This window comes from Acinetobacter sp. YK3 (assembly GCF_001729365.1).
GTDB classification, from domain to species: Bacteria; Pseudomonadota; Gammaproteobacteria; order Pseudomonadales; family Moraxellaceae; genus Acinetobacter; species Acinetobacter vivianii.
This window is the reverse complement of record NZ_LZPJ01000086.1, coordinates 98,400-108,045: the sequence shown is the minus strand read 5'-3', so window position 1 is coordinate 108,045 and position 9,646 is coordinate 98,400. Positions and strand designations below refer to the sequence as shown.

The following is a 9,646-nucleotide window of genomic DNA, read 5'->3' as shown; positions in this document are numbered from 1 at the left end:
GGTTTATTTGTTTGAAAAACAAAAGGAATTGTTTTTTATTCATTCATACTTAAATTGGTACCTGTTTTTTTGGAAGAATTGGTACTCGTTTTTAATTGAAGAATTAATCAAAGTAGCGTGAATAAAGTGATATTTAAAATATATCGATAAAAGGGATGTTAAAACAATGAGAGTGAATGCAGAGCGCTTGTGGCAGATGCTCATGGATATGGCGAAGATTGGTGCGACCACGAAAGGCGGAAATACACGATTGGCGCTCACAGATGAAGATATTTCAGGCCGGGCTTTACTGCTTGAGTGGGCCAAGCAGATTAATCTTTCTATTCATTATGATGAAGTTGGTAACCTGATTTTACGGCGTTCAGGGCAAAACCAAACCGCATTACCTATCGCTATGGGCAGCCATTTAGATACCCAGCCAAAGGGTGGTCGCTTTGACGGAATTTATGGTGTGCTGGCTGGCATGGAAGTGTTACAGCGCTTAGAAGAACAGAATATTGTTACTGACCATCCACTTGAATTGGTGGTGTGGATGAATGAAGAAGGCGCACGTTTCACTCCTGCAATGATGGGTTCAGCAGCATTCGCTGGCGTATTACTTAAACAGCAAGTTTATGACACCACGGATAAAAACGGTATTTCTGTTTATTCGGAGCTGGTTCGTACAGGGCAATTGGGCGATTACCCGCTGGCTCGTCCATTTCAGGCTTATTACGAAGCGCATATCGAACAAGGACCTGTATTGGAAAGAAACCAGATCTCGATTGGCGTGGTGACAGGTGGTCAAGCCATTCTCTGGTTAGATGTCGAAACCCAAGGTAAAGCTGCGCATGCTGGTACGACTCCGATGAATATGCGTAAAGATACTATGGTCGGCACGGCAGAAATGATTGTCGCTATTGAAAAATGCATTCTTGAGAAATTCCCACAAGGCTTGGTGACATTTGGTGAAATGCAGGTCGCCAATTCATCACGAAATACCATCCCAGGCCAGATTCAGTGGACCATTGATTTACGTCATCCTGATGATGCAGCACTGGAAGCAATGGAAATCGAAACAACAGCAATCTTATCTCGTCTGGCAATGGAACGAGATCTGGAAGTTCGCGTATCTCAACATTGGCTGAGTCCAGCGACTTATTTTGATCCGACTTGCGTTGCAACAGTTCAAGATGCTGTAAACAGTTTGGGATATAGCAACCAGACAATTGTGAGTGGTGCAGGACATGATGCGATCAATATCGCAAAACATTGTCCAACGACCATGATCTTTATCCCTTGTATTGATGGCTTAAGCCATAACGAGGCAGAAGATATTTATATGCAAGATGCAGCTCAAGGTGCCGATGTGCTGCTGAATGCCATTTTAAATTATGACGCACAGTCAGCCGCACAAGTCGCTCAAAAAAATACAGCAACAGTTTAATTATCAACAAATTAACAATGTGTAAGACATGCATGCTGCTGGAATGGAGCATTGCAATAAAGATGGATGGATAGAAGATGAACTCAAAATTACCAGTAGAAGTAGATATTCAGGATATCTGGCAAAAAGATAAGGATCATGTGATTCACCCGTGGACAGATTTTTCGACATTTAAAGACGAAGGTTCTTTAATTATGTCTAAAGGTGAAAATGTCTATGTGTATGATGCACAAGGCAATAAATATCTAGATGGTATTGGCGGCCTATGGTGTGTCAATGTCGGTTATGGACGCAAAGAAATTGCTGATGCTGTTGCTGAACAGATCATGGAATTACCTTACTTTTCACCTTTTGGTCATCAAACCACAGCGCCAGCAGCCAAGTTGGCCGCTAAACTTGCTGAGTTGGCACCGGGTAACCTAAATCATGTGTTTTATGGTTGTGGTGGTTCTGTGGCGAATGATACGGCGGTACGTTTAATTCACCACTATTTCTATCAAATCGGTAAGCCATCCAAGAAAAAATTGATTGCTCGTAAAGATGCTTATCACGGTAGTACCTACATCAGTATGACCTTGACGGGAATTGAAGCCGATCATGTCGGTTTCGAAATTCACAACGAACTGGTTCATCATGTGTCATGCCCAAATCCATACCGTAAGCCTGCATCACAGTCGATGGAAGATTTCTGTAATGAAAAGGTTCAGGAACTGGAAGATACGATTCTGAAACTTGGCCCAGATAATGTGGCTGCTTTCTTTGCCGAGCCAATCATGGGTGCAGGCGGGGTGATTGTTCCACCAGAAGGCTACCATGCCAAAACTTTGGCAGTATGTAAGAAATACAATGTTCTGTATGTGTCTGATGAGGTGGTCACTGCATTTGGTCGCTTAGGTCATATGTTTGCTTCAGAAGCCGTGTTTGGCATTGTTCCTGACATTATTACCTGTGCAAAAGGGCTTTCTTCAGGCTACTTACCTTTAGGTGCAACCATCATTTCTGATGAAATTTATGATGCCATCAGCAAGCCGCATCATGAAGGTGGTTTGCTGACGCATGGCTTTACCTATTCAGGCCATCCAGTGAGTTGTGTTGCTGCACTGAAGAATATTGAAATTCTGGAAAAAGAAAAGATTTGTGAACATGTTCAAGACATGGGCGTTTACTTTGAAGAGCAATTAAAGACGCTTGCGGATCTGGAAATTGTCGGTGAAGTACGCGGCAAAAAATTCATGATGTGTATCGAAAACTTACGTAATAAAAAAACCAAAGAACTGTTTGACCGTTCTGTTGGCGTTGGTAAACGTATTGCGAACCATTGCCAAAAACTCGGTTTGATTGTTCGTCCAGTGGGTCACATGAATGTCTTGTCTCCACCATTGATCCTGACACGCGATCAAATTGACTTTGCTGTGAAAACCTTACGTCATGCGATTCAGAATACCATTCAGGAATTAAAAGCTGAAGGGCATTTATAAGCTGAATCTCTTTGTTTCCCAATGAAAAATCAACTTGCCTCGCGGGGTGAGTTGAATCTCGCTGATCGATAGAAATAGCGGGACAACAACAGATGATGTCGATGGAATGAATGAAGAATAAAACGGACATTAGTGATATGAAGCAGGCTGAAATCCTGTGGGCGGTCACGATGAATCCGCTTTAGAACTCGTATGAGAGCAAGCAGATGAAGAATTATATCAATGGAAAATGGGAAAACACGACAGGAACATCCCAGATTACGGTGGTCAATCCAGGCAGCGAAGAGGAATTAATCCAATTTACTACGGCTTCCCCACAGGATGTAGATGCTGCTGTGGCTGCCGCGCAACAGGCATTGGAAAGCTGGAGTTTGACAAGCCCTGAAGAACGCGCGAATTGGTTAAATAAAATTGCCGATGCGATTGAAGCAGCAAAAAACACCTTGATTGAACTTTCCCACCGTAACAATGGTAAATCTTCGGAACAAGCACAAGTCGATGTCGACAACAGCATTAAGTGTTACCGCTATTATGCCAATTTAGTCAAAAGCTTTGCATTTAGTCAGGTGACTGAATGTGACGGTGGTATTGAACTGACGCATCAGCAAAATCCCGTCGGTGTGGTTGCTTTAATTACGCCGTGGAATTTCCCGTTAATCACCAGCGCATGGAAAATAGCACCCGCTCTTGCCGCAGGTTGCACGCTCATCTTTAAACCTTCCGAGTTGGTGCCGTTGCCTGAATATGCATTTACTCAGCTCTTGGATCAGATCCAGTTTCCTCAGGGTGTATTTAACCTGATTTTGGGAGATGCAGTTGCCGCGCAGCATTTGGTGACACATCCAGAGGTGAATAAAGTCTCTTTCACTGGTAGCACAGAGGTAGGCATTCATGTGATGCAGGCCGCAGCCCGTTCGGTTAAACGCGTCACATTAGAGCTCGGCGGAAAATCGCCGATCCTTATTCTTGAAGATGCAGATCTGGATGAAGCAGTCGATAAAGCACTCGGTGGCATGTTCTATAACAGTGGTCAAATGTGCTCTGCGACCTCACGTTTACTGGTGCATCAATCGATTGCCGAACGTTTTTACCAGAAGTTTAAGGCTGCGGTGGAATCAATCACTTTGGGTTCTGATCTGAGCGGTCCATTTGCAATGGGGCCGATGACCACACAAAAGCAATTCCAGAAAGTTCGTGAGTATTTAAGTATTGCGAAAGACGAAAAACTTCAAACTTTAATTGATTTTGAGCAAATTGCTGTACCTGAAAAAGGCTTTTTCATTCAGCCGCATGTTTTTGTCAATGTTCCGACTGACAGTCGATTGTGGAAAGAGGAAATCTTTGGCCCCGTGATTTGCTGTCGAAGCTTTGAAACTGAAGAAGAAGCCATTCGCCTTGCCAATGACTCTGAGTTTGGTCTGGCTGCAACCATTATCACAGGGTCTTTGGAGCATGGTAAAAAAATTGCCAAGCGACTTCGCTCTGGTCATATCTGGATTAATTCCCATCAAATGATTCAACCTGGCTCGTTATGGGGTGGTTTCAAAAAGAGTGGCATTGGGCGAGAACTAGGGCAGTCGGGGATGCAAAGTTATCTCGAAGAAAACGTGATTACGCTCTAATTTTTCCAACTGCTGATTGAATCGGGAAAGGGACTTCTCTGTTCAATAGCACCATCCAAGATGAATAAAAAAGTACTGCGAAAATATTTGCATTGATGCAGGAGAAACGTGCATGGAAAGCGAAAACAAACGAAAAGGGCTCTCACTATGGCAAGTCGTTGTCATTGGTGTGGCTTATATGGCTCCAGCAACCGTATTTGATACCTTTGGTATTATTTCAAGAGTCACTGAGGGGCGGGTTCCTCTAGCTTATACCTTGGCCTTGTTTGCAATGCTATTGACGGCATTTAGCTATGCACGCTTTAGTAAACTCACCCCAAAATCAGGATCAGCGTATACCTACACCACGGAAACATGCGGCAAGACAGCGGGTTTTTTTGTGGGCTGGTGTTCGCTTATTGATTATCTACTTATTCCGCTGGTTAATGTTTTACTCGCGTCCTTTTATCTCCATGCATTGATGCCTGACATTGCCTATACCACATGGGTGGTGATCATGGTCGGGATCATTACGCTAATCAACAGCTTTCGTATCAATATTCTGGCGAACTTCAGCTTTATCTTTATTGCAGCCACGATTTCAATGATGCTGGTGTTTATTTTTCTGGTGGTTACTGGAATGGGGCATTCGCAAGGTTATCAAAGCCTAGCGACAATGACACCTTTATTTAATGGCAATCCTGAATATCTAACCTTGCTGACAGGTGTGTCATTGGTGTGTTTCTCTTATTTAGGTTTTGATGCGGTATCAACCTTAGCCCATGAAAGCCGCAATCCAACCAAGACCATTCCTCGGGCAATTATGCTCACAACATTATTAGGCGGCCTTATTTTTATTACGGTTTCCTGGTTTGTCCAATTGTCCTTTCCGACATTGGAACAGTTTAAAAATCCAGATGAAGCCTTACCTGAAATTGCACTTTTTGTCGGGGGCGTATTTTTCCAGTCAGCTTTACTTACCGTACAGATCATGAATGCATTTGCCTCTGGTTTGGCTTCTCATGCCAGCGCTTCGCGTTTGCTTTACATCATGGGACGTGATGGGGTGTTTAACCAAAAAATATTCGGTTATGTGAATCACAGATTAGGTACGCCGTTATATTCGATTTTCTTCGTCGGCTTGATTTCTCTGTTAGCGATTACTGTTGATTTGGCAACCGTGGTGAGTCTGGTGAGTTTTGGTGCCTTGATCGCCTTCACTATGGTGAACTTCTCTGTATTCATGAAATTCTTTGTGATACGTAAAGAGCGCGCAGGTTTAAAAAATATTTTCTTCAATCTATTGCTACCACTGGCTTCGGTGTTGTGCTTATTAGGTCTGTGGGTACATCTGGAAAAATCAGCGCTGGAATTTGGTGGCGTGTGGTTATTGGCTGGCGTTTTACTGTTGCTTTATAAGCGTATCCGCAAACAGCCACTTTCGTTCGGGGCCACGACTTAAACCGTTTTAATCAATTGATTTGATAATTGAAGATTTGATTTCTAAAAACTTAAAGATATGGAGACAGAATATATGGAACAGAATGCGAAAACCCCAAATCAGCAAGGTTATAGCATGCCCGGCGAGTGGTCTGCACAAGAAGCTGTATGGATGATCTGGCCTTATCGTACAGATAACTGGCGTGGAAATGGTGCGCCTGCACAACAGGCTTTTGCACAGGTTGCGGCTGCAATTGCCCAGAAAACGCCAGTATTTATGGCTGTTCCTCAAGCTGAAATGGAAAAAGCAGGTCAGGTTATGCCTGCACAGGTGACTCTGGTTGAAATGGAAAGTGATGATGCATGGACACGCGATACGGGTCCAACCATTGTCAAGAATGCACAAGGCCAGAAAAAAGCCATTAATTGGGTGTTTAATGCTTGGGGCGGGGAAAATGGTGGATTGTATTTCCCATGGGATCAGGATCAGTTGATTGCAGGCAAAATCGCTGCTCAGCATGGCATTGAGACTTACTCGACGCCGCTGATCTTAGAGGGCGGGGCAATTCATGTCGATGGAGAAGGAACGTTATTGACTACAGCAGAATGTTTGCTCAATCCAAATCGAAATCCACATCTGTCTCAGACTCAGATTGAAAACATTCTGCAAGAATGTCTCGGGGTAACGACTTTTATCTGGCTGCCTCAAGGTGTATTTAATGATGAAACCGATGGGCATGTCGACAATATGTGCTGTTTCGTTCGTCCGGGTGAAGTTGCATTGCACTGGACAGATGATATCGATGATCCGCAATACGCACGTTCACAAGCCGCATTGAAAGTGCTTGAAAATACGAAAGATGCGAAAGGCCGCCAATTGAAAGTATGGAAGTTACCATCTCCAGGCCCACTCTATGCCAGTGGAAATGAGACGGTTGATGTTGATAAGGGTAATGCGATTGAACGTTTTGAAGGAAATCGTTTGGCGGGTTCTTATGTGAATTATTTGATCAGCAATCAGCAGATTATTTTCCCATTATTGGATGAACGTACCGATGAACAGGCAAAAGCATTGTTCCAGCAGATGTATCCAGACTATCTCATCACAGGAGTACCAGCGCGAGAAATCTTACTGGGTGGTGGAAATATTCACTGCATTACCCAGCAAATTCCAGCTTAAGTAACGATGCTGTAAGCAAGTTGAAACAGAGTCTATACATCTGTAGATCTTTTCAACTTGCTCAAGCAACGAGTGGATGTAATAATCATAAAAATTACTGGAAAAGTGTCATAATTTTAAAGAGATCATCTAAAGCATAAAATGCCTAAAAATTTGAATATCTTTATTCAGTTGATGATTGTGATAAGAATGACAAAATCATGTAAGCTTCATCTTCATATTTTTTATATAAGAATTTCATATTATTCTTAAATAAAATTAATGGATTGAGAGAATTATTTTTGACTGAGAATTAAAAAATTAAACTTTCTTCCTTAGCTAATCACTATTAAATTATGAATAAAAAATGAAGATATAAATAATAATAATTATCATTTGTATTTATTTTTTGTTAGAATTCCCATAAATTTTAAATAATCTTTAAGATCTCTCTGAATCGGGTGGGAATATGTCCAACAAAATAGCACGTCAATCACTCCTTACTATTTCCGTATTGGGCGGTATGATGGCGCTTGCACATGCAGCAGAAACTCAAGCAAATAAAGATGCCATACAACTGGAAAAGATTGTTGTGACTGCGAGCAGCCAAGCTGTAGATGTAAAAGATGCGCCAGCGAGTATTAGTGTCATTACGCGTGAAGATATTGAAAAACAGCCAGTGGCAAGTATTGGTGATTTGCTGAGTAAGGTTCCTGGTGTTACAGGTGGTATTAGCCCAAATGGTGATGGATCAAAAATTAAATTACGTGGTTTGCCAGATAATTACACACTTATCTTGATTGATGGTAAACGTATTGGATCCTCTCGTGATACGAATTATCGTCCAGACTCAGGTCGTCAGGATTTAAACTGGATTACACCTGAAATGATTGAACGAATTGAAGTCGTTCGAGGTCCAATGTCATCACTTTATGGTTCAGATGCAATGGGTGGGGTAATTAATATTATTACCCGAAAAATTCCAAATAAATGGGGAGGAAGCCTAACCCGTAATTATACAGTTCCAACAACGTCGAGAGATCTTGGTCATACGGATCAAATGGGAGTCATGGTGACAGGCCCATTAACAGAAAATCTAGGTTTACGTTTGACCGCAGGCCGTACTGAACGTGAAGCAGACCAGAATATTAAAGCTGGACAAGGTACCTCTGGATACATCGATGAAAATTATAATGCATTATTGAATTATAAAATTAATGATAAACATCAAGTTGCTGTTGAGGCAGGAATTTCAACACAAAAAAATAAAGCAGGATTTGGTGAGGTCGTTGGACGTGGTGGTGCGATTAGTGAGGGAGAGGTTGCTTGGGGGCCAGATGATTTAGAACATCATACGTATAGTATTTCACATGATGGTGATTGGGGTTTTGGTAAATCAAAACTGTCTGCCTATTACAATGATTATGATAGTAGTAATGCGAGTGGCATTGCTAAATCAAATGAAACGATCATTGAAGGAAATTTAAATATTCCATTTAATGCCTTATTTGAGCAGTCCTTGACTGTTGGTGGGCAGTGGAAGAAAAATGAACTAACAAATACACAAACAATCGGCACACTACCAGATGGAAGCTGGGACGGGCAGAAATATTCTGATCCAACCGTTGAGAACAAAACTTGGGCACTTTTCCTAGAAGATAATATAAGTTTATTAGATAACTTAAATTTGACGGTTGGCAATCGACTTGATCACGATGATAAATATGGCTCGCACCATAGTCCTAGAGCTTATCTGGTTTATCATCCTTTAAATGATTTTACTATTAAAGGGGGAGTGGCAAAAGGATTTAGAGCGCCGTCATTAAAAGAAACAACGCCAGGTGCAGCAACATTCTCGCGTGGGAATGGCTGTAGTTCTTTAATTCCGTTGGGTTATGTATCGGGTGGTTGCTATATGGCTGGCAACCCGAATTTAAAACCAGAAGAAAGTACAAACTATGAAATCAGTTTAAATTACAACGGTTTCAATTCTGATTTGGGTGTGACTTATTTCCATACAGATTTCAAAGATAAAATTGATTATGCACCATTGGCAGAGATCAATGGTCGTTGGTATACCCGTTATGAAAATATTGGTAAAGCACGTACTCGTGGCTTAGAGGTTGTCGCAAATTTCCCGATTACAGATACTGTGAACTGGAATAATAATATGACGTACTTCTTTGAAGCGAAGAACTTAGATACTGGTAAAGAGTTAATTACCACACCTAAAATTACAGTAAATTCGGCGTTAAATTGGAAACCTACGGATGCTTTGGCATTAGAGTTCAATGCTAGACATCTAGGTAAGCAATATTTTGGTGACAATGTAACAACTAGCAGTTTGCAAAAACCTCATACCATTTTCGGAGTTTCTGCAAACTATGATTACAATGATAATTTGACCTTTAGAACAGGTATCAATAACTTGTTTGATAAGAATTTATCAAATGGTAGTGATTCATACTTAGTTGAACGCCAACGGGCTTTTGTTGGTGTTACTGTTAAATACTAATCTTTTGAAACAAGCCAGAAAGATAAC

6 protein-coding genes are annotated in these 9,646 nt (G+C 41.6%); all 6 read left to right on the top strand.

The features are described 5' to 3' along the window. Nucleotides 1-166 precede the first annotated feature (166 nt). The 6 genes from A9Z07_RS09090 (at nt 167) to A9Z07_RS09065 (ending at nt 9,619) form a co-directional block, all read left to right on the top strand. Complete coding sequence (locus A9Z07_RS09090) at nt 167-1,426, top strand: Zn-dependent hydrolase (protein WP_069578073.1); 1,260 nt, start codon at nt 167-169, stop codon at nt 1,424-1,426. Nucleotides 1,427-1,503: 77 nt separating this feature from the next. Further along, the gene (locus A9Z07_RS09085) at nt 1,504-2,904 is read left to right on the top strand and encodes an aminotransferase (RefSeq protein WP_069578071.1); all 1,401 of its coding nucleotides are present in this window, start codon (nt 1,504-1,506) and stop codon (nt 2,902-2,904) included. 206 nt (nt 2,905-3,110) lie between these two features. Continuing rightward, entirely contained in the window at nt 3,111-4,526 is a 1,416-nt protein-coding gene (locus A9Z07_RS09080; RefSeq protein WP_069578069.1) for an aldehyde dehydrogenase family protein, read from the top strand. Between the two features lie 112 nt (nt 4,527-4,638). After that, complete coding sequence (locus A9Z07_RS09075; RefSeq protein WP_069578067.1) at nt 4,639-5,967, top strand: APC family permease; 1,329 nt, start codon at nt 4,639-4,641, stop codon at nt 5,965-5,967. Between the two features lie 72 nt (nt 5,968-6,039). Then, entirely contained in the window at nt 6,040-7,125 is a 1,086-nt protein-coding gene (aguA, locus tag A9Z07_RS09070) for an agmatine deiminase (protein WP_069578064.1), read from the top strand. A gap of 448 nt (nt 7,126-7,573) precedes the next feature. Continuing rightward, the gene (locus A9Z07_RS09065) at nt 7,574-9,619 is read left to right on the top strand and encodes a TonB-dependent receptor domain-containing protein (protein ID WP_069578061.1); all 2,046 of its coding nucleotides are present in this window, start codon (nt 7,574-7,576) and stop codon (nt 9,617-9,619) included. Nucleotides 9,620-9,646: the final 27 nt, after the last annotated feature.

What these genes read in the sequence shown, in the direction of transcription:
- A9Z07_RS09090 (WP_069578073.1), top strand. Translation starts at nt 167, where the DNA reads ATGAGAGTGAATGCAGAGCGCTTGTGGCAGATGCTCATGGATATGGCG.
- A9Z07_RS09085 (WP_069578071.1), top strand. Translation starts at nt 1,504, where the DNA reads ATGAACTCAAAATTACCAGTAGAAGTAGATATTCAGGATATCTGGCAA.
- A9Z07_RS09080 (WP_069578069.1), top strand. Translation starts at nt 3,111, where the DNA reads ATGAAGAATTATATCAATGGAAAATGGGAAAACACGACAGGAACATCC.
- A9Z07_RS09075 (WP_069578067.1), top strand. Translation starts at nt 4,639, where the DNA reads ATGGAAAGCGAAAACAAACGAAAAGGGCTCTCACTATGGCAAGTCGTT.
- aguA (WP_069578064.1), top strand. Translation starts at nt 6,040, where the DNA reads ATGGAACAGAATGCGAAAACCCCAAATCAGCAAGGTTATAGCATGCCC.
- A9Z07_RS09065 (WP_069578061.1), top strand. Translation starts at nt 7,574, where the DNA reads ATGTCCAACAAAATAGCACGTCAATCACTCCTTACTATTTCCGTATTG.